The organism is Streptomyces sp. NPDC058637 (assembly GCF_042717325.1).
In the GTDB taxonomy this organism is placed as follows: domain Bacteria; phylum Actinomycetota; class Actinomycetes; order Streptomycetales; family Streptomycetaceae; genus Streptomyces.
Genome location: NZ_JBHXRD010000011.1, coordinates 54,731 through 75,116, shown reverse-complemented (window position 1 = coordinate 75,116; position 20,386 = coordinate 54,731). Strand labels below are relative to the sequence as shown.

The window sequence follows — 20,386 nt, the reverse complement described above, 5'->3', positions numbered from 1 at the left end:
CGCACGCCCACCTGACAGGTGAGCGCACGGCGGGGCTCTCCACCAGGGGAGCATCCTTGCGCCGCTACTTCGCCCGAAAACTCCTTGTCTACGCACTGACCTTCGTCGTCGCCGTCACCGTCAACTGGATGATCCCGCGGTTCATGCCCGGCGACCCGGTGGCGGCCATGGTGGCCCGCGCCCGGGTCTCGCAGCCCGAGGCCGCCGAGGCGATGCGCACGTACTACAACAACCTGTTCGGCTTCGACGAGCCGCTGTGGCAGCAGTACCTGCACTTCTGGGGCGCCCTGCTCCAAGGAGACTTCGGCATCTCCATCTGGGTCTTCCCCACCCCCGTCGGCGACGTCCTGCTCGACGCGCTCCCGTACACCCTCGGCCTGATGATCCCGTCGGTGCTGCTCAGCTGGTTCGTCGGCAACTGGATCGGCGCGCTCTCCGCCCGCCGCAAGGTCCTCGACAACACCGTCCTGCCGGCCGGCTACCTGCTCACCGCGATGCCGTACATGTGGATCGCCGTCATCCTCGCCTGGGCGCTCGGCGCCAAGGCCGGCTGGTTCCCCCTGTCGGGCGGCTACAGCCTGGACATCCAGCCCGGCTGGAACGCCGACTTCGTCCTGGACGCGCTGCACCACTGGGTGCTGCCGTTCCTCTCGCTCTTCCTGGTCGCGCTCGGCGGCTGGGCCATCGGCATGCGCAACATGATCATCTACGAGCTGGAGTCCGACTACTCCTCCTACCTGTCGGCCCTCGGCGCACCGCAGCGCCTCATCCGCCGCTACGCCTTCCGCAACGCGGTGCTGCCCCAGGTCACCGGCCTCGCCCTCCAACTGGGCGTGCTGGTCGCCGGAGCACTCGTCACCGAGATCGTCTTCGCCTATCCGGGGCTCGGCTCACTGATCCTCGCCGCGATCCAGAACCAGGACTTCTTCCTGCTCCAGGGGGCGTTCCTGTTCATCGTCATCGGCGTACTGATCGCCAACTTCCTCATCGACATCGTGTACGTCGTCGTCGACCCCCGCACCCGTACGGGCATGGCAGGAGGCACCTCATGAGCACACTGCCCGACCCGGCACCCGAGGCTCCGTCGGCCGAGGCGACCACGTCCAGGCCCGGCAGCGAGTGGCTGCACTACGCGGTGCGCAACCCCAAGCTGATCATCGGGGCCGTCCTCGTCACGATCCTGCTCGCCGCCGGCGTCGTGGGCCCGATGCTGCTCGACAACGGCAACCCCAACGAGTACGTCGGCCCGCAGGCCTCCGCCCCCGACGGCACCTACTGGATGGGCACCACCACCTTCGGCCAGGACGTGTACGCGCAGTTCGTGCACGGGCTGCGCGCCACCTTCCTGGTGGGTGTCGTCGGCGGAGCGATCGCCGCCGTCATCGCCATGCTCGTCGGCTTCCTCGCCGGATACCGGGGCGGCCTCACCGACGAGGTCCTGAACATGCTCACCAACGTCGTCCTGGTCATCCCGGCCCTCGCCGTCCTCCTGATCATCAACGCCTACATGGGGGTGCGCAGCGTCGCCGTGCAGGGCCTGTTCATCGGCCTCACCTCATGGCCCTGGGCGGCGCGGGCGATCCGGGCGCAGACGTTCTCGCTGCGCACCCGGGAGTTCGTGGACCTCGCCCGGCTCAGCGGGAGCGGCACCTGGCGGATCGTCTTCCGCGAGATCGCGCCCAACATGAGCTCGTACCTCTTCATGATGTTCATCCTGCTCTTCGGCGGGTCCATCCTCATCGCCTCCTCGCTGGACTTCATCGGGCTCGGCCCGACCGAGGGCGTCTCGCTCGGCCTGATGCTGCAGAGCGCCCAGCAGTGGAGCGCGCTCCAACTCGGCATGTGGTGGTGGTTCATCCCGCCGGGCGCCGGGATCACCGCGATCGTCGGCGCGCTCTACGTCGCCAACGTGGGCCTCGACGAGGTCTTCAACCCGAAGCTGAGGGAGTCGTGAACACATGACCCTGACCGTCAACGACCTGCGGGTCCACTACCGCACGCTGCGTGGCGAGGTCCGGGCCCTGGACGGCGTCGGCTTCGACCTGGCGGACGGCGAGATCCTGGGCCTGGCGGGCGAGTCCGGCTGCGGCAAGACCACCCTCGGCAAGTCCCTGATCCGGCTCGACGGCCGGATGCGGCACGCGGGCGGCACCGTCACCCTGGACGGCGACGAACTGCCGCTGTCCGACGACCGGGCGATGAACGCCTACCGCTTCCACAAGATCTCGCTCGTCCCCCAGTACTCGATGAGCGCGCTCAACCCGACCCGCCGCATCGGCCGCATGATCCGCGAGCTCCTCGCCTCGCGCGGCGTGAGCGTCGACACGGACGAACTGCACCGCAGGCTGGCCCTCGTGGGCCTGGAGCCCGAGGTCCTGGACCGCTATCCGATCGAGCTGTCCGGCGGCATGAAACAACGCGCCGTCATGGTGATCTCCACACTGCTCGACCCGTCCGTCCTGATCGCCGACGAGGTCACCTCGGCCCTGGACGTCTCCAACCAGCAGGCCGTCGTCGGCGCCCTCACCGGACTCCGCGACAAGGGCCTGGTCACCAGCATGATCTTCGTGACCCACGACCTCGGACTGACCTCGCACATCGCCGACTCGATCATGGTGATGTACGCGGGCAAGCTCGCCGAGAAGGCCCCCACGAAGGTGCTGACGACCGCGCCCCGCCACCCGTACACCAAGATGCTGATCGGCTCGCTGCCCCAGGTCGGCGCCCGGTACAAGGACAAACCGCTCAGCGGCATCGAGGGTTCCCCGCCCTCCCTGCTCAACCCGCCGCCCGGCTGCCGGTTCCGCGACCGCTGCCCGCTCGCCGACGCCCGGTGCGCCGAGGAACCGCCCGTCGTCGAGATCGCCCCCCGCCACTTCGTCGCATGCTGGAAGGCGGCCTGATGCTGACCCTCGACCGCGTCACCAAGACCTTCCGGGCCGGCGCCTTCGGCGGCGGGTCCGTCACCGCCGTCGACCGGGTGTCCTTCGAAGCGGCACCCGGCGAGCTCGTCTCGCTCATCGGCGAGAGCGGCAGCGGCAAGTCCACCATCGGCCGGATGGTCCTCGGCCTGACCGAGGTCAGCGGGGGCAGCCTCACCCTGGACGGCGAACGGGTCAGGCCCGGCAAGGACTTCTACCGCCGGGTCCAGGGCGTCTTCCAGGACCCCTTCAGCTGCTACAACCCCGTCTTCAAGGCCGATCGTGTCTTCGCCCTCGTCCGGCGTGCCTACCACCCGGGCGTCACCGACAAGGAGTGGGCCGAGCGCGTCGAGAGGGCCGTACGGGACGTACGTCTGGACCCCGGGCAGGTGCTGGGCCGCTATCCGCACCAGCTCAGCGGCGGGCAGTTGCAGAGGCTGCTCATCGCCCGCGCGCTCCTGCTCGACCTGCGCTTCCTGGTCGCCGACGAGATCACCAGCATGCTCGACGCCTCCACCCGCATCGACGTGCTCAACCTCCTCGCCGGACTGAAGGAGCGCGGCCTGGGTGTCCTCTACATCACCCACGACCTCTCGCTCGGCACCTACCTCGCCGAGAAGACCGTGGTCCTCCGTAACGGCCGCGTCGTCGAACGCGGCGACACGCAGAAGGTCTTCGGCAACCCCCTGCACCCCTACACCCGCACGCTGCTGGCCGCCGTGCCCCGCCTCAACGAGCCCTGGACGTCCGCCGAACCCGTGGAGGCCTGCGCCTTTCACGAGGGCGGCGCGGGGGAGAGCGACCTGTACGAGACCGAGCCGGGCCACTTCGTGGCCTGCGCGGCGCTCCCCGACTGCGGAAGGACCCTCGCGTGACCCTTCGCCACCTGCCCCTGCACGACGGCTGGACCCTCACCGCCGACGGCCCCGTACCCGTGGGGCTCACCGCGGGAGGCGTCCCGGCGACCGTCCCCGGCTGCGTCCACACCGACCTGCTGGCCGCCGGACTGATCGACGACCCGTATCTGGACGACAACGAGACCCGGCTCGGCTGGATCGGCCGCACCGACTGGACGTACCGCACCACCTTCGAGTGGACCGCCGACACGCACACGTCCACCGACCTGTGCTTCGACGGCCTCGACACCGTCGCCACCGTCCTGCTCAACGGCACCGAGGTCGGCTCCACCGCCAACCAGCACCGCGGCTACCGCTTCCCCGTCCGTACGCTGCTGCGCGAGGGCGCCAACACGCTCGACGTGCGCTTCACCGCCCCGTACACCTACGCCGAGGCCCTGCGCGACAAGCTCGGCGACCGGCCCGGCGCGTACACGGAGCCGTACGCCTTCATCCGCAAGATGGCCTGCAACTTCGGCTGGGACTGGGGGCCGACCCTGGTCACCTCCGGCATCTGGCGCCCGGTCGCGCTGGAGTCCTGGACGGGCCCGCGCGTCGCCGGGGTGAAGGTGCTCGCCGACCTGGACGGCGACGGGGTGCCGCGCCTCGCGGTCACCCTGGACGTCGACCGGGCCGGGGACGGGGAGCTGGCGGCCTCGGTCTCGGTGGTGGGCGCGGGCGCGGCCTCCGGTTTCTTCGTCCCCGCGGGCGAGGACCACGCCACGGTCACCCTCGCCGTCCCCGACGCCGAGGTCTGGTGGCCGCACAGCCACGGCGCCCAGCCGCTGTACGACGTCGTCGTCACGCTCGGCGGCGACCACGCCTGGACCGGCAGGACCGGTTTCCGCGGCGTGACCCTGGAGCGCGAGGCGTTCCGCCTCTCCGTCAACGACGAGCCCCTCTTCGTACGCGGGGTGAACTGGATACCCGACGACTGCTTCCCCGCCCGCGTCACGCGGCAGCGGATCTCCGACCGTTTCGACCAGGCGATCGCGGCGGGCGTCAACCTGATCCGCGTCTGGGGCGGCGGCCTCTACGAGAGCGACGACTTCTACGAACTGGCCGACGAGAAGGGGCTGCTGGTCTGGCAGGACTTCCCGTTCGCCTGCGCCGCCTACCCCGAGGAGCAGCCGCTGTACGACGAGGTGGCCGCCGAGGTCCGGGAGAACCTCGTCCGCCTCGCCCCGCACCCCTCCCTCGTGCTGTGGTGCGGCAACAACGAGAACCTGGAGGGCCACGCCGACTGGGGCTGGCAGGAGGAGCTCAAGGGCCGCACCTGGGGCCACGGCTACTACCACGAGCTGCTTCCGGCGCTGTGCGCCGAGACCGACCCCACGCGCCCCTACTGGCCGGGCTCGCCGTACTCCGGCTCCCCGGAGCTCCCCCCGAACGACCCGGCCCTGGGCACGGTCCACCTCTGGGAGGTCTGGAACCGCGTCGACTACCGGCACTACGCCGACACCGCCCACCGCTTCGTCGCCGAATTCGGCTTCCAGGGCCCGCCGGCGTACGCCACCCTGCGACGGGCGGTCAGCGGCCCGCTCGGCCTGGGCGCCCCGCTGATCGCCCACCACCAGAAGGCGGAGGACGGCGACGCCAAGCTGCTGCGCGGCCTGGGGGACCACCTCCCGCAGCCGTCCGACTTCGACGACTGGCACTGGCTCACCCAGTTGAACCAGGCCCGGGCCGTCGCCTTCGGCATCCGCCACTTCCGCTCGCACACGCCGTACTGCATGGGCTCGATCGTGTGGCAGCTCAACGACTGCTGGCCCGTGGTGTCCTGGGCGGCCGTCGACGGCGATGGCCGTCGCAAGCCGCTCTGGTACGCGCTGCGGAAGGTGTACGCGGACCGGCTGATGGCCGTACGGGACGGCGCCCTGTATCTGGTCAACGACTCGGCCCTCCCCTGGGAGGGGACCCTGCGGCTGACCCGGCGCGGCCTGGACGGGGCGCTGCTGGCCGAGGAGGAGACCGAGGTGTCCACGGCCGCACGGGGCGTCGGCCGTGTGCCCCTGCCACCGTCCGTCGCCCACCCGGGGGACGGCACCCGTGAGGTGCTGGTGGCCGAGCTGGGCGGGCTGCGGACGATGGAGTTCTACGAGGAGGACACCCGCCTCGCGCTGCCGCCGGCGCGGTACGAGGCGGTGGTCACACAGGGTGATGAGGCGGGGGTCGGCTACCGGGTCACGGTGACCGCCCGGACGCTGCTGCGGGACCTCGCGCTCTTCCCGGACCGGCTCGATCCGGCGGCCGAGGTCGACGACATGCTCGTCACCCTGCTGCCCGGCGAGAGCGCCGTGTTCCATGTCACGGGGGCGGTCCTGAAGGACCCGGGCGCACTGGGAACCGGGCCCGTCCTGCGGTGCGTCAACGACACCGTCGGGCACTGAGGTGGCGCGACCCTGGCGAATGGTGGCGTGGCCATGGCGAAAGCGCCCTGTCGGTGCGGCGAGTTTCCGTCATTCCCGTTTGCCGGGTTCGTACCCATAGGCGCGTCCGGGCGTGTACTGATGCGGTGCGCGGTGTCTGACGGACCCTCAAACGGTCAATAAAATAAGACAACATCGTGAGGGTGTTCCGCTGACCGGGGGACGCCCCCGGATAGGGTCTTGTGCCAACGCGGAGCCGCGCGCCCACGCCCGGGTGGTGGAATGCAGACACGGCGAGCTTAAACCTCGCTGCCTCCTCGGGGGCGTGCCGGTTCGAGTCCGGCTCCGGGCACCACCACAGCGTCGGTGGGCCCAGGGTGGCCGCACAGTACTTCAGTAGTCAACTTCTTTCAAAGATCCTCCTCTGGCACTAGCGTGATTGTTTTGCCTACCCATTACTCTTGTGACAAGGCCACGCTGGGTGGCCATGGAGGAGTGAAATGAGGAGCAGCAACCCGGTCTTCTCGCGACGGGGGTTCAGCCGCGACAACGGCTACGCGGGCTTCAACGCGGCGCCGCAGGCCGGGGCCCCCGCAGCGGGTGCCAACCCGTACGCACAGGGCACCGCCGCCAACCCGTACGCCACGAACCCCTACGCCCAGCAGGACGTCCAGCACGGCGCCCCGCAGGCGCCCGCGCGCTCGGGCGCCATGACGATCGACGACGTCGTCACGCGCACGGCGATGACGCTGGGCACCGTGGTGCTCACCGCCGCGCTCTCCTGGGCCCTGCTGCCGGTCGACGAGGCCAATCTCGGCAAGTCCTACGGCATCGCGATCGGCGCCGCCCTGGTGGCGTTCGTCTTCGCGATGATCCAGTCCTTCAAGCGCAAGGCCTCGCCGGCGATCATCCTCGCGTACGCGGCCTTCGAGGGTGTCTTCCTCGGAGTGATCTCCAGCGCGGTCAGCACCTACATCAGCCCCGGCACGGTGATGCAGGCGGTGATGGGCACCATGTGTGTCTTCGCCGGTGTCCTCATCGCGTACAAGATGCGCTGGATCCGCGTCACACGCCGTTTCTACGGCTTCGTGATGGCCGCTGCCATGGGCTTCGTGCTCCTGATGGTGGTCAACCTGCTGTTCTCCGTGTTCGGTGGCGGTGACGGCCTGGGCTTCCGCAGCGGCGGCCTCGGCATCCTCTTCGGTGTCATCGGCATCATCCTGGGTGCGTGCTTCCTGGCCCTGGACTTCAAGCAGGTCGAGGACGGCATCAACTACGGCGCACCGCGCGAGGAGTCCTGGCTGGCGGCCTTCGGCCTCACCCTGACCCTGGTGTGGATCTACCTGGAGATGCTGCGCCTGCTCTCCATCCTCAACGGGGACGACTGACCCGTAGGGACCCTCTGACGGAACGGCCCGCAGGCACCGCCTGCGGGCCGTTCCGTTTCCGTCCCCCGGGGGACGGCCCGTTGGCAACCGTCCCGCGGGGGCGCGTAGGGTCGCGGCGTGCTCGATACGACCCCCCTCATCACGGTTGTGGACCGATTCGCCGACCGGCTCCGCAGCGCCCCGCAGAGCCGGCTACAGCGCGGCGCCGCCGCCGAGGCACTGGCCACCGCCAGGGAGCTCGCGGTGCGGGCCCAGCGTGCCGAGGCGCCGGACCGGGAGCCCCGCCTCATGCCGGACGTCGGGATATTCGCCGTGGGCGACCAGCTGGCCGTCGCGGGCCGCGACCTGGCCGTCGCACTGGAAACGGCCTCGTCCCGGGAGTTGGACGAGGCCGTGCGCTGTGTCGAGGAGGCGGCGGCGCGGGCCTTCGGCCCGTGAGACGCCTGGGGCGGGCCCTCAGAAGGAGGCGATGACGCGGTCGGCGAGGATGTAGACGTTCTCCTCGCCGCACGAGAAGGTCAGCGCGTAGGCGCCGGAGACTCCGGAACCGCCCAGCAGGACCGGCTGCTCGCCGGCCTGCAGCGACGCGGCGAGCCGCTCGGCGGTCTCGCGGTGGCCCGGGGTCATGCAGAGCGTGGTGCCGTCGGCGAAGACGTACACGTCGAGCGTGCCGAGCGGGCCGGGGCGGACGTCGGTGAGCTCCGTGCCGGTGTCGGCGAGCCGCTCCAGGCGGTTCACGGTACGCTCATGGTCGGTGACAACCGGTGTCTGCACGGGAACGAAGTCCGGGTGCGAGGGGTGGCGGCGACGGGCCGCGGCCAGCTCCGGGGAGTCGTCGGTGAACTCCGCGAATTCGGAGACCTCGGCGACCTCGGGCAGGTCGGTCAGCTCCACCAGCTCGTCCATCGCCTCGGTGACTTCGAGGTCCATGGCCTCCAGGCCCGCGAAGTCGGCCTGGCGGGGCATGAAGAACGGGACGTCGTCGCCGAGACCGGCGATCCCGCCCAGCAGGGACGGGGCGTCGGCGGCGTCACGCGCCTCCTGGGCGGCCCAGAAGGCACGGGCCTCGGCGAGCTCTCGCTCGCGCTCCTCGGCCAGTGCCTCGGCGACCGCCGCGCGTATCTCCTCGGCGGACGTGGCGGTGCTGCGGTTCTGCTGTCCGGGCACGGAGGCGCAGAGGCTCCGCCCCTCCGCCAGCTCCGTCCGCAGGGCCGTGACCTGCTTGCGCAGCCCGTGAGCAGCGTGCAGAGCGGCGGCGCCGACGGCCGTGGCAGCGGCGGTGGTCAGCAACAGGGCAAATGACATGGCGCTCACTGACATACTCCCGGTTTCAATCGACACCCCCGACTTCCTACATCAGCTTGTCCTGTACGTCTGCCTGCTGTCAGTGCATTACGTCACGAATTGGACAGGTCTTTGGGCCTGATGTTTAACCCTGGGGTGGGTGTGACCTGGGGAAACGGTTCTCCCCCGGGACGTAGATCACATCCTGGGGGAGATTCGGTCACGTTCGGGGCTCGGCCGGGTTCGAACGGGCCCTCGCGCGGGAGGGCGGACCGGCCGCGACCGCCCCAGGAGCCCTGGGGCGGTCGCGGCGGAAGGTCCTAGCTGAGGCGCTCGATGACCATGGCCATGCCCTGGCCGCCGCCCACGCACATGGTCTCCAGACCGAACTGCTTGTCGTGGAACTGCAGGCTGTTGATCAGCGTGCCGGTGATCCGGGCGCCGGTCATGCCGAAGGGGTGGCCGACGGCGATGGCGCCACCGTTGACGTTGACCTTGTCCAGCGGCAGGCCCAGGTCCCGGTAGGACGGGATGACCTGGGCGGCGAACGCCTCGTTGATCTCGGCGAGGTCGATGTCGTCGACGGTCAGCCCGGCGCGCTTGAGCGCCTGCTTGCTGGCCTCGACCGGTCCGTACCCCATGATCTCGGGGGACAGGCCGGAGACGCCGGTCGAGACGATCCGGGCGAGCGGGGTCAGGCCGAGCTCGCGCGCCTTGGTGTCCGACATGATCACGAGCGCGGCGGCGCCGTCGTTGAGCGGGCAGCAGTTGGCCGCGGTGACGAGTCCGTCGGGGCGGAACACCGGCTTCAGGCCCTCCACGCCCTCCAGGGTGACGCCCGCGCGCGGGCCGTCGTCCTTGGAGACCACGGTGCCGTCCGGGGTCGTCACGGGCGTGATCTCGCGCTCCCAGAAGCCGTTCTTGAGGGCTTCCTCGGCGAGGTTCTGCGACCGCACGCCGAATTCGTCCATGTCCCGGCGGGTGACGCCCTTGATCCGGGCCAGGTTCTCGGCGGTCTGCCCCATCGAGATGTACGCGTCCGGGACGAGGCCCTCCTCGCGCGGGTCGGTCCAGCTCGCCCCCGACTCCTCGGCGCGGGCCGCGGTGCGGGCCTCGGCCTCGGCGAAGAGCGGGTTGTGCGTGTCCGGCAGGCTGTCGGAGTTGCCCCTGGTGAAGCGGGACACCATCTCGACACCCGCGGAGATGAAGACGTCACCCTCGCCCGCCTTGATGGCGTGCAGCGCCATGCGGCTGGTCTGCAGCGACGAGGAGCAGTAGCGCGTGACCGTACAGCCGGGGAGGTGGTCCATCCCCATCTGCACGGCGATGACGCGGCCCAGGTTGTTGCCCTGCTCCCCGCCGGGCAGGCCGCAGCCCAGCATCAGGTCGTCGATGTCCCTCGGGTCCAGCTCCGGGACCTTGGCCAGCGCGGTCCCGATGACGGTCGCGGTCAGGTCGTCCGCGCGCAGGTCCTTGAGGGACCCCTTGAAGGCCCGGCCGATCGGCGAACGGGCAGCAGAGACGATCACGGCTTCGGGCATCACGCGGCTCCATGAGGGCTGGAAGGCAGGAAGGCTGGGCTGACTTGGAAGTTACCCGGACGTATAGCCGAGGTCACCCAACAAGTGATGTGATGCGGACCTCTTTTCTAAGCAACCGCTCAGTCGCCGCGGTTGTTCCCGTCCCGGGGCCCCGTGTCCCGGCCCGCCGGGGCGGGGCACGGCGGTCCGCTCAGGCGGGCCGCCAGGTCGCCCCGGAGCCCGATCCGGGCGGCTGCGGGGGGATGTCCTCGTGCCGCGTCGGCTCGGTGTGCGCCGGGAGCCTCCGCCGCCGCCGGTGCTTGAGCAGGGCCCAGGGCGCCCGCGCCCCCGTGACCTCCGTACCGGCCTCCCGCGCGGCCTGGGAGGCGGCCTTCGCGACCGGCAGGATGTCCTCGCGGCGCGAACCGTCCAGATGGTCGGACTCCGGCCACAGGCCCAGTGCCGCGCAGAGCGTCGGCAGCATCGCCATCGCCGCGGTCGCGTACCCCTCCGCCGAGGGGTGGTAGTTGTCCGGACCGAACAGCTCCCGCGGATTGGCCTCGAACTCCGGGCCCAGCAGATCGCCCAGCGACACCGTCCGGCCGCCCTGCTCCACGGCGCCGATCGTCTGCGCCGCCGCCAGCTGCCGGCTCACCCGGCGGGCCAGCCATCGCAGCGGCTGGTAGACCGGCTCGATCGTGCCCAGGTCCGGGCACGTCCCCACGGCGACCTCCGCACCCGCCGTACGCAGCCTCCGTACGGCCGTGCTCAGACAGCGCACCGACTGGGTCGCGGGCATCCGGTGCGTCACGTCGTTCGCCCCGATCATGATCACGCAGACGTCCGGCGGTCCCGACGGATCCGCCAGCACCTGGGACACCTGGCGCTCCAGATCGTCCGAACGCGCCCCCGGCAACGCCACGTTCCGCAGATCCACCGGACGTTCGGCCACCGCCGCCAGCCCGGACGCCAGCAGGGCCCCCGGAGTCTGACCGGCCCTGCGGACCCCCTGGCCGGCCGCCGTCGAGTCGCCCAGCATCACGAACCGCAACGGGTCCGAAGGGCCGGCGAACGCCACGCCGTACCGCCCGTCCGCGCTCGGCGGGACCGGTGCCGTACCCCCGCCCACCTGCCGTTTCGCCAGCTGTACCTCGGCCAGCACCAGACCCACCGTCGCCGCGCCGATCAGCCCGACGCTCCCGCCGCCGTAGGCCGCGCCCGCCGCGATCCGCCGTGCCACCCTCGCCCTCGACACAGTCCGGTCCACCTCCTCCTCGCCGTACAGCCGTACACAGCACTACCTGCCCCGCGGGAGCCGTTGCCCAATCGCTTCGTCCGATCCGGTGCCCGTACGCATACTCTTGCCTGACCATCTCGGAGACCCCGGAGTACACGGTGCAATTCCACGATTCGATGATCAGTCTTGTCGGCAACACCCCGCTGGTGAGGCTGCGCAATGTGTCGGCAGGCATTCAGGCGACGGTCCTGGCCAAGGTCGAGTACTTCAACCCAGGAGGGTCGGTCAAGGACCGCATCGCGCTGCGCATGATCGAGGCGGCGGAGCAGAGCGGGGAGCTCCTGCCCGGCGGCACGATCGTCGAGCCCACCAGTGGCAACACGGGTGTCGGCCTGGCCATCGTCGCCCAGCAGAAGGGCTACAAGTGCATCTTCGTCTGCCCGGACAAGGTGTCCGCGGACAAGATCAACGTCATGCGGGCTTACGGCGCGGAGGTCGTCGTCTGCCCGACGGCCGTAGACCCCGAGCACCCGGACTCGTACTACAACGTCTCCGACCGGCTGGTCCGTGAGACACCCGGAGCCTGGAAGCCCGACCAGTACTCCAACCCGAACAACCCGCGCTCGCACTACGAGACCACCGGCCCCGAGCTGTGGGACCAGACGGAGGGGCGGATCACGCACTTCGTCGCGGGCGTCGGCACCGGCGGGACGATCACCGGCACGGGCCGCTATCTCAAGGAGATCAGCGAGAACCGGGTCAAGGTCATCGGCGCCGACCCGGAGGGCTCCGTGTACTCCGGCGGATCCGGACGCCCGTACCTCGTCGAGGGGGTCGGCGAGGACTTCTGGCCGAGCGCCTACGACCGCACGGTCACGGACGAGATCGTGGCCGTCTCGGACAAGGACTCCTTCCGGATGACCCGCCGCCTCGCCAAGGAGGAGGGCCTGCTCGTCGGCGGCTCCTGCGGCATGGCGGTCGTCGCGGCGCTGGAGGTGGCGGCGCGGCTCGGGCCCGAGGACGTGGTCGTCGTCCTGCTGCCGGACAGCGGCCGCGGCTACATGAGCAAGATCTTCAACGACGAGTGGATGGCGGACTACGGCTTCCTGGAGGCCACCGGCACGTCCGCGCAGGTCGGTGCCGTCCTCGACTTCAAGGAGGGCCCGCTCCCCTCGCTCGTCCACATGCACCCGGAGGAGACGGTCGGCGAGGCCATCGAGGTGCTCCGCGAGTACGGCGTCTCCCAGATGCCGATCGTGAAGCCGGGCGCCGGCCACCCGGACGTGATGGCCGCCGAGGTCATCGGCTCCGTCGTCGAGCGTCAGCTCCTGGACGCCCTCTTCACCCAGCGGGCCTCGCTCTCCGACCCGCTGGAGAAGCACATGTCGTCCCCGCTGCCGCAGGTCGGCTCCGGCGAACCGGTCGAGGACCTGATGGCCGCGCTCAGTGGTGCGGACGGTGCCGACGCGGCGATCGTTCTCGTCGAGGGCAAGCCGAAGGGCGTCGTGAGCAGGCAGGACCTGCTGGCCTTCCTCGCCAAGGACGCCGCCCCCAAGCCGTAGGGGGCCGATGTCCGGGCTTCGTGAAAACGGTACGAGCGCGACACGTACGCGCAGCACCCGCTTAACACGGCCCGTGCAGAGTAAGGGGTGTCGGCAGGGGAAACCCGCCGGCACCCGATACGGCGACACGGACTACGGAGCGGCTCCCGGACCTCCACCGTCGCCCGGACGCGACACCCGGCCCTGACCCGGGTACCGCGTCCTTCGCGGGGACCGCCGTCGTCCCGCCCCCCGGGCAACCGGGGGTGCGGCGGTCCCCGCGACATATCCCCGCGCGTCCCGGCCTCCCAGGGGCTCTCGCCCTTCGGCCCGCCGCCCTCAGTCGTCCCAGTCGGACGTGCTCCGCCTCCTCCGCCACGGCCACGTACGGGCGGCATGCACCGCGTTCACCCCGAAGATCCCGAGCCAGGCCACGACGAGTCCGTCGATGCCCGCGTTCGCGACGCCGATCGCGGACAGCGGGATGGCCAGGACCAGCGAGACGACCCCGAAGCCGAAGCGTTCCCCGAAGGTCCCGGTGACCGGGGAGGGTGCCGTGCCGCCCCGGGCGACCACCATCTGCTGCTCGGCGAAATGCCGTCGCACCCGCCGGTCGAGTGTGCCGTCGAGCCGTTGCTCGACCTTCTCCAGGAACGAGTCGATGAGCGCGGACTCGTACTCCGGGCCCAGCTCGCCGCGGGCCTGCAGGGTGGCATCGAGCTCTCGCTTGAGCTCCGGGTCACGGGCTTCCATGCGTCCTACGGTACGAATCAGGAGGGCCGCGGTCAGTGGGGGTAACCCCCCTGTTTCGGCCCGCCGCCCACCGGGGCGGGCGGCCTCGCCCCGGCGTAGCGTGGTCCGGGGGAGACGGGAGACCGCGCCATGGCCACGACGTTCTACGCCCGCACCATCCCCCGTACGTCCGAGGCGCGGGCCCGTGAGGTCAACGAGGCGGAGCTCCGCGCCGTGCTGACCCTGTGCCGCGAACTGTCCGACGAGGACTGGCGCCGCCCCACGGTGTGCGACGGCTGGACGGTCCGGAACATGCTCGCCCACACCGTCGGCCAGTACGAGGAACTGCCCCGCCCCTGGGTCGCGCTCCGGCGCGTCCGGCGGGCCGGGCGGAACCACCCGCGCCTGGGGCCGCTCGACGGCCACAACGAGAGCCAGATCGAGGACCGGAGCGCCGTCCCGGGCCCGGAACTGATCGGGGCGCTCGCCCACTTCGCGCCCCAGGGGCTGCGCGCACTGCGCCGCATGCCCGCCGCCGCCCGCCGCAAGGTCCGGCTCAGCCTGCTCTACCCGGAGGCGAAGGCCCTGCCGGACAACTCGATGGACTACCTGAACAGCGTCCTCGTGGCCCGCGACACCTGGATGCACCGGGTGGACATCAGCGACGCGACCGGGGCCGAGCTGGTCCTCGACGCGCACGACAGGGAGATCGTCGACCAGGTGGTGCTGGACCTGTCCCTCGCCTGGACGGCCCCCGCGGTGGAGATCGACCTCGACGGGCCGGCGGGCGGGAACCACCTCCTGGGCATCGGCACCCCGGCCGCCACGCTCCGTGCCGACGCCGTCGTCTTCGCCCGGCACGCGTCGGGGCGGCCGCCGCGCGGGCACCTGGAGCTGGTCGGTGAACCCGGGGCGCGGGCGGCGCTGACGGCGGCGCGCGTGCTGTTCTGACCCGTGCGCCGCCCCCGGGCATCCGCCGCACCCGGGCATCGGGGACCACGCACAGGCTGTATATGGACATGCAGGCCGCTTGCTGGCTGAATGGATCCGTCGGCGCGGGTCCGGCACCGGCGGACGTCCGAAGGGGACAGCATGAGCGGGAGCAGCCCGGCTGCGCGGTTGCAGCGGCTTTTCGAGGGGCAGCGGCTCACACCCACCCAGCGGCGGATCGCGCACTCGATGGTGCGGCGGGCCGCCGACGCCCCGTTCCTGTCGAGCGTGGAGCTGGCCGAGCTGGCCGGGGTCAGCCAGCCGTCCGTCACCCGGTTCGCCGTGGCGCTCGGGTTCGACGGCTATCCGGCCCTCCGCAAGCACCTCCGGGAGGTCGCCCCGGGCGACGCGACGGACGGGAGCGGTGTCGGCGGCGGCGAGACCTTCAACGAGTACCAGCAGGCCGTGCGGGCCGAGATCGAGAACCTGCGGCACCTGGCCGAACTCCTCGCCGACCCGCGGCCGGTGGAACGGGCGGGACGGCTGCTGGCCGGGTCGAAGCCGCTGCTCGTGCTCGGACTGCGGGCGGCGTCCTCGCAGGCCCGGGGGTTCGGGTACTTCGCGGCCAAGGTCCATCCGGACGTACGGGTGCTCGACGAGGGCGGCAGCATGCTGCACGACCGGATCGACGCCGCCACGCGGGCGGGGGCGAGCGCGCTCATGTGCTTCGCGCTGCCCCGGCATCCGCGGGAGGTCGTGGACGCGCTCGCGTACGCCCGGGGGCGGGGGCTGACCGTGGTGTCCGTGGCCGACTCGGCGTTCGCCCCGGTCGCCGAGCACAGCGATCTGCTGATCCCGGCGGCCGTGGGGACCGGCCTCGCCTTCGACACCGCGTGCGCGCCGATGCTGCTGGGGCGGGTGCTGCTGGAAGCGATGTGCGACGCACTGCCCGAGGCACAGGCCCGGCTGGAGGAATTCGACGCCCGCGCCGCGGCCCGGGGGCTGTTCGTCGAATAGGCGGACCACTTCGGCGGATTCCCAGGCGCTCATCTGTGCCTGCTGATCTCCGCGCCCGGAAGGTCCACGGGCAGGTGCGGAGAGGGGTTCGGACGTGGGGCGCGGAGCGCGGTCGTCGGCGAGGGTGGCCGTGATCGTACGGGCCGGGGCCGCGCCGTCGTGGTGGCCGGGCTGCCGGCCGCGGCCGTCGGGGCGTTCGTGCCGGGGCTGACCGGGCGCCGGATCGGACTGCCCGCCGGGGCCGCGCTGTTCCTGGTGACGGCCGCCGCGGTGGCGTTCACCCGGACGGGGCGGTACGCGAAGCCGGCCGAGGGGGCCACGCGAGCGGGGCGCGGACGCCCGCGGGCGAGCAGGTGAAGGGCTGGCGGACGACCGGGCCCGTGGCGGGGGACGCCGCGCCCGGTGGGGCACGGCGCCGCCGCGAGTGAGACGGAGGGTCAGACCTCCAGCCCGGCCTCGATCTTCTTCAGCTGGTGGCGGGCCATCGCGAGGTTGGCCCGGCCGGAGTCCAGCACGAGGTAGAGGAACAGGCCGTTGTTGCCACGGGTCTTCAGCAGCCGGATCAGGTGGTACTGGCCGCTGAGCGTGATCAGGATGTCCTCGATCTCGTCCTTGATCCCCAGGTGCTCCATGGTGCGGAGCTTCGCGCGTACGACATCGGTGTTGCCCGCTGCCGCGACCTCCAGGTTGAAGTCCTTGCCACCGCCGAGGGTGCCCAGGGCCATGCCGCTGGTGTAGTCGACGAGAGCGACACCGAGGGTGCCCTCGATCGACGTCATCGCGTCCTTCAGTGACGTTTCGGTGTTGGCCATGAGTGCTCGTTTCCTTTCCCTGGCCGGCCGGGTGGCCGCTCCGTTTCCGGTTGATGCCTTCGTCATGTGCGGTCCGGTGCGCCGCGCCGGGGGAGGTCACCGGACTGCGGGGGGCGCGGGGGAGGCGCCGTGCGGTCGGCGCGGTCCAGCGAGGCGTCGACCACCTCGCCGATACGGGCCCCGGCCCGGCGGCCCTCCAGATGGAGCCGGCCCACGTTGATCCGGTCCTCGGCCAGCAGGGTGAGGACGGCGGAGGAGCCCGCCGCGTACGTGGCGACATAGCCGTCCGCGCCACGGATCAGGAGCTCGCGGAAGCCGCCGCGACCGGTGGCGTCGGTCATCCGGATCGATACGCCGAGCACGGCGGCGGTCAGCGCGGCGACGCCCTCGGCCTCGATGCCCGGGGTGTCCTGGGCCACCACCAGGCCGTCGGTGCTGGCGGCCAGCGCACCGGTCAGAAGCGGAACCCGGGCCCGTAACCGCTGGAGCTCGTCGAGGACTTCCTTCATCTCCGCCTCGGGCACCATCAGCTGTCTCCTCCCGGCACGCTGTCTGAGCGCGCGTATCACAGGGCCTCCAATGCGTCTCTGAGCCGGCGCAGCAGGGCGACATCGGGGTCGGCCGTGACGTCGGGCAGCTCGATCCGGCCGGGTGCGGAGGCGGACCCGGCCGCGGTCGGGCGCACCGGTTCGACCAGTCCGGCAGCCGCGAGCCGGCGCAGGTCGACCAGGATGTGGAAGGCCGAGCGGCCCAGCTCCTGGGCGATGTCCGTGGCCGTGCGCACACCGTTCACCAGGTCCAGGACGCGGCGCTGGCGCGGGGGGACCGGGACGTCGACGGGGTGCGTCGTGGGGGTGAGCGGGGCGCTGTCGGTGAGCGCGTCGGGCCAGATCCGGTCCAGCAGTTCCCGGCGCCGGAGCGTCTCGCGCTGCACGGAGTCCACGGGTACGGGCCGGACGGGACCGATCCAGTGCGACACCCCGTAACGGAAGCGGGCCGGGGTGTGCGTCGGGGCCAGGGCGAAGAAGGCCGCGTCGTACAGGGCACCCAGGTGGCACAGCTCCAGCGCGCCGCCCGGCACGCGGCCGCTGTCCACGAGGTAGCGGCCCACCCGCTGCCCGGCGCCCGCCTGGGCGACCGCGTCCCACCAGCCCTCGCTGCGCAGCGCGCCGCCCGTGGTGAGCAGGACGTCGATGCCCGGGGTGGCGGGGCTCTCGGCGTGGACGACCTGGCCGTCCGCGAGGTAGAGGGTGCCCCGGTCACGCATCAGCGCGCCGGTTGCGCGCTCCGCCGCGAGCCGCTGCAGCATGGGGGAGAGCACGGCCTGTTCGGATATACCGGGCGGGGCGCCGACGGCAGGTCTCATGCCAGGACCAGGCGCTCGGCGATCTCGCCGAGCCGTATGCGGGCGAGGGCCAGATTGCCTTCCGTGCGGTCCAGCCAGAGGTGGAGGAACACGCTGCTGTCGAAGGCCGTTTCGACGAAGCGGAGGATGTGGTAGCCGACTGCGGTAGTGACGATGACGTCTTCCACCGCGGGGCCGGGAGGAGCCTTCGGGTCCTGGTCCGGCCGGGCCGGCGGGCGTAACGCGGACGGGTCCCGTCCGGCGGAGTGGGCCGGCTGCGCGAAGACCGGTTGCTCGGCCGCCATCCTCGCCACCTCGGCTGTCTCGGCGGCCGTCGCCTCGTGGTCACCGTTGGGCGACTCACCGATCGTGCCGAGGGCGAGGCCGCTCGTCCAGTCGACCACCGCGGCGCCCCGGGCGCCGGGCAGCCTCATGACTTCGAACAGGCACTCGTCGATTCCGGGCAACGCGGACTCCCCTCCCGACGTGGTGTACGGCTGTAGTGAAGAGGCTACGCAACGTGCACGTACCTGGTGGAAGTTCTGGCATTTTCCAGTGGTACATGCGCGGCCCCGTGTAAGGGCGCGGCCGGTGACCGGCGCCAACTGCCTGGCCCACGCCCTGTTGACTAGAAGTATTCATGGCGCCAGGATGTGAATGGATAAGGAAAAGTCGGTGCAACGGTCGCAGCAGCGGTCGCGAGGAGGCATTCCCCATGTCAGGACCCCGCCCCGTACGGGCACCGCGCGGTACGGAACTGAGCGCCCTGGGATGGCAGCAGGAAGCCGCCCTCCGCATGCTGCAGAACAACCTCGACCCCGAGGTCGCCGAGCATCCCGACAAGCTCGTCGTCTACGGCGGCACGGGCAAGGCGGCCCGCGACTGGCGGTCCTTCGACGCCATGGTCCGCACGCTGCGGACCCTGAAGCAGGACGAGACGATGCTCGTCCAGTCCGGGCGGCCCGTCGGCGTCATGCAGACCCACGAGTGGGCGCCGCGTGTCCTCATCGCCAACTCCAACCTGGTCGGCGACTGGGCCAACTGGGAGGAATTCCGCCGGCTGGAGGCCCTCGGGCTCACCATGTACGGCCAGATGACCGCCGGTTCCTGGATCTACATCGGGACGCAGGGCATCCTCCAGGGCACGTACGAGACGTTCGCCGCCGTGGCCGCGAAGAGGTTCGGCGGCACGCTGGCGGGCACGATCACGCTGACGGCCGGGCTCGGCGGCATGGGCGGCGCCCAGCCGCTGGCCGTGACCATGAACGACGGCGTGGCCCTCTGTATCGACTGCGACCCGCGCGCCATCGAGCGCCGGATCGAGCACGGCTTCCTGGACGTCCGGGCCGACTCGTTGCCCCACGCGCTCCAGCTGGCCGTCGAGGCGCGCGACGCGCGGCGACCGCTCTCCGTCGGACTGCTGGGCAACGCGGCGGAGCTGCTGCCCCGCATGCTCGCCGAGGGCGCCCCCGTCGACATCGTCACCGACCAGACCAGCGCGCACGACCCGCTCGCCTATCTGCCGGTCGGCGTGGAGTTCGACGACATGGCCGCCTACGCCGCCGAGAAGCCGGCCGACTTCACCCGGCGCGCCCGTGAGTCGATGGCCGCGCACGTCGAGGCGATGGTCGGCTTCATGGACGCGGGGGCCGAGGTCTTCGACTACGGCAACTCGATCCGGGGCGAGGCCCAGCTCGCCGGGTACAGCCGGGCGTTCGACTTCCCGGGCTTCGTGCCCGCGTACATCCGGCCGCTCTTCTGCGAGGGCAAGGGACCGTTCCGGTGGGCGGCCCTGTCGGGCGAGGCGTCCGACATCCACAGGACGGACAAGGCGATGCTCGAACTCTTCCCGGAGGACGAGTCGTTGCACCGCTGGATCAGGATGGCGGGCGAGCGCGTCCGGTTCCAGGGGCTGCCCGCCCGGATCTGCTGGCTGGGATACGGCGAGCGCGACAGGGCCGGGGAGCGGTTCAACGACATGGTCGCGAGCGGGGAGCTGGCCGCGCCACTGGCCATCGGACGCGACCACCTGGACTGCGGCTCGGTCGCCTCGCCCTACCGCGAGACCGAGGCCATGCTCGACGGATCCGACGCGATCGCGGACTGGCCGCTGCTGAACGCCATGGTCAACGTGGCCTCGGGAGCGTCCTGGGTGTCCCTGCACCACGGGGGCGGCGTGGGGATGGGCCGCTCCATCCACGCGGGGCAGGTCACCGTCGCCGACGGCACGAAACTGGCGGGCGAGAAGATCCGCCGGGTGCTCACGAACGACCCGGGCATGGGGGTCATCCGGCACGTCGACGCCGGGTACGACATCGCGGAGTCCGTCGCCTCGGACCAGGGCGTGCGGGTTCCCATGGCCGAGGGGGAACAGTGACACCCCCGACGGACGGT

At 71.3% G+C, this 20,386-nt stretch carries 19 protein-coding genes, 1 tRNA gene and 1 pseudogene; 13 read left to right on the top strand and 8 right to left on the bottom strand.

Annotated elements, in window-relative coordinates:
* Positions 1-56: 56 nt before the first annotated feature.
* From ACFWVP_RS13620 to ACFWVP_RS13585, 8 genes are all read left to right on the top strand, one after another.
* Positions 57-1,052 (top strand): ABC transporter permease, encoded by a 996-nt coding sequence (locus ACFWVP_RS13620; protein ID WP_384496316.1) that lies wholly within the window; start codon positions 57-59, stop codon positions 1,050-1,052.
* Complete coding sequence (locus ACFWVP_RS13615; RefSeq protein ID WP_384496314.1) at positions 1,049-1,954, top strand: ABC transporter permease; 906 nt, start codon at positions 1,049-1,051, stop codon at positions 1,952-1,954. Before ACFWVP_RS13620 ends, ACFWVP_RS13615 begins: the two co-directional genes overlap by 4 nt.
* A 4-nt stretch (positions 1,955-1,958) precedes the next feature.
* Complete coding sequence (locus tag ACFWVP_RS13610; protein WP_384496312.1) at positions 1,959-2,903, top strand: ABC transporter ATP-binding protein; 945 nt, start codon at positions 1,959-1,961, stop codon at positions 2,901-2,903.
* A complete protein-coding gene (locus ACFWVP_RS13605) occupies positions 2,885-3,796 on the top strand; it encodes an ATP-binding cassette domain-containing protein (protein WP_384496310.1) in 912 nt (303 codons plus the stop codon). Before ACFWVP_RS13610 ends, ACFWVP_RS13605 begins: the two co-directional genes overlap by 19 nt.
* Positions 3,793-6,207 (top strand): glycoside hydrolase family 2 protein, encoded by a 2,415-nt coding sequence (locus ACFWVP_RS13600; protein ID WP_384496308.1) that lies wholly within the window; start codon positions 3,793-3,795, stop codon positions 6,205-6,207. The genes ACFWVP_RS13605 and ACFWVP_RS13600 overlap by 4 nt, the downstream gene beginning before the upstream one ends.
* Positions 6,208-6,454: 247 nt before the next feature.
* Positions 6,455-6,541: transfer RNA gene (locus tag ACFWVP_RS13595), tRNA-Leu, on the top strand.
* Positions 6,542-6,686: 145 nt separating this feature from the next.
* Complete coding sequence (locus ACFWVP_RS13590) at positions 6,687-7,574, top strand: Bax inhibitor-1/YccA family protein (RefSeq protein WP_384496306.1); 888 nt, start codon at positions 6,687-6,689, stop codon at positions 7,572-7,574.
* 117 nt (positions 7,575-7,691) lie between these two features.
* Positions 7,692-8,012 (top strand): hypothetical protein, encoded by a 321-nt coding sequence (locus ACFWVP_RS13585; RefSeq protein ID WP_384496304.1) that lies wholly within the window; start codon positions 7,692-7,694, stop codon positions 8,010-8,012.
* A gap of 18 nt (positions 8,013-8,030) precedes the next feature.
* On the opposite strand, the gene ACFWVP_RS13580 is transcribed toward ACFWVP_RS13585, so the two are convergent.
* The 3 genes from ACFWVP_RS13580 to ACFWVP_RS13570 form a co-directional block, all read right to left on the bottom strand.
* Positions 8,031-8,879: a hypothetical protein gene (locus ACFWVP_RS13580; RefSeq protein WP_384496302.1), complete on the bottom strand. Its 849-nt coding sequence runs from the start codon at positions 8,877-8,879 to the stop codon at positions 8,031-8,033.
* Between the two features lie 299 nt (positions 8,880-9,178).
* Positions 9,179-10,399 carry an acetyl-CoA C-acetyltransferase gene (locus ACFWVP_RS13575; protein WP_384496301.1) on the bottom strand — a complete coding sequence of 407 codons (1,221 nt, stop codon included), beginning with the start codon at positions 10,397-10,399 and terminating at the stop codon, positions 9,179-9,181.
* A gap of 190 nt (positions 10,400-10,589) precedes the next feature.
* Complete coding sequence (locus ACFWVP_RS13570) at positions 10,590-11,618, bottom strand: SGNH/GDSL hydrolase family protein (protein WP_384496535.1); 1,029 nt, start codon at positions 11,616-11,618, stop codon at positions 10,590-10,592.
* Positions 11,619-11,773: 155 nt separating this feature from the next.
* On the opposite strand from ACFWVP_RS13570, the gene ACFWVP_RS13565 reads away from it, so the two are divergent.
* Positions 11,774-13,177 carry a cystathionine beta-synthase gene (locus tag ACFWVP_RS13565; RefSeq protein ID WP_384496299.1) on the top strand — a complete coding sequence of 468 codons (1,404 nt, stop codon included), beginning with the start codon at positions 11,774-11,776 and terminating at the stop codon, positions 13,175-13,177.
* A 318-nt stretch (positions 13,178-13,495) separates the two neighbouring features.
* Here the strand turns inward: ACFWVP_RS13565 and ACFWVP_RS13560 are convergent, their stop codons facing one another.
* Positions 13,496-13,909: a hypothetical protein gene (locus ACFWVP_RS13560; protein ID WP_384496297.1), complete on the bottom strand. Its 414-nt coding sequence runs from the start codon at positions 13,907-13,909 to the stop codon at positions 13,496-13,498.
* Between the two features lie 129 nt (positions 13,910-14,038).
* Here ACFWVP_RS13560 and ACFWVP_RS13555 point away from each other — a divergent pair, with 129 nt between their 5' ends.
* The 3 genes and pseudogenes from ACFWVP_RS13555 (at position 14,039) to ACFWVP_RS13545 (ending at position 16,263) form a co-directional block, all read left to right on the top strand.
* The gene (locus ACFWVP_RS13555) at positions 14,039-14,839 is read left to right on the top strand and encodes a maleylpyruvate isomerase family mycothiol-dependent enzyme (protein WP_384496296.1); all 801 of its coding nucleotides are present in this window, start codon (positions 14,039-14,041) and stop codon (positions 14,837-14,839) included.
* Between the two features lie 141 nt (positions 14,840-14,980).
* Complete coding sequence (locus tag ACFWVP_RS13550; protein WP_384496294.1) at positions 14,981-15,835, top strand: MurR/RpiR family transcriptional regulator; 855 nt, start codon at positions 14,981-14,983, stop codon at positions 15,833-15,835.
* 124 nt (positions 15,836-15,959) lie between these two features.
* Positions 15,960-16,263, top strand: a pseudogene (locus ACFWVP_RS13545) (hypothetical protein).
* 9 nt (positions 16,264-16,272) lie between these two features.
* On the opposite strand, the gene ACFWVP_RS13540 reads toward ACFWVP_RS13545, so the two are convergent.
* From ACFWVP_RS13540 to ACFWVP_RS13525, 4 genes are all read right to left on the bottom strand, one after another.
* Entirely contained in the window at positions 16,273-16,647 is a 375-nt protein-coding gene (locus ACFWVP_RS13540; protein ID WP_384496292.1) for a hypothetical protein, read from the bottom strand.
* 62 nt (positions 16,648-16,709) lie between these two features.
* Entirely contained in the window at positions 16,710-17,174 is a 465-nt protein-coding gene (locus tag ACFWVP_RS13535; RefSeq protein WP_384496290.1) for a roadblock/LC7 domain-containing protein, read from the bottom strand.
* Positions 17,175-17,212: 38 nt separating this feature from the next.
* Positions 17,213-18,013 (bottom strand): transcriptional regulator, encoded by an 801-nt coding sequence (locus ACFWVP_RS13530; RefSeq protein WP_384496288.1) that lies wholly within the window; start codon positions 18,011-18,013, stop codon positions 17,213-17,215.
* Entirely contained in the window at positions 18,010-18,459 is a 450-nt protein-coding gene (locus ACFWVP_RS13525; RefSeq protein ID WP_384496286.1) for a hypothetical protein, read from the bottom strand. Before ACFWVP_RS13525 ends, ACFWVP_RS13530 begins: the two co-directional genes overlap by 4 nt.
* A gap of 248 nt (positions 18,460-18,707) precedes the next feature.
* Here ACFWVP_RS13525 and hutU point away from each other — a divergent pair, with 248 nt between their 5' ends.
* Positions 18,708-20,369: a urocanate hydratase gene (gene hutU, locus ACFWVP_RS13520; RefSeq protein ID WP_384496284.1), complete on the top strand. Its 1,662-nt coding sequence runs from the start codon at positions 18,708-18,710 to the stop codon at positions 20,367-20,369.
* Positions 20,370-20,386 lie beyond the last annotated feature (17 nt).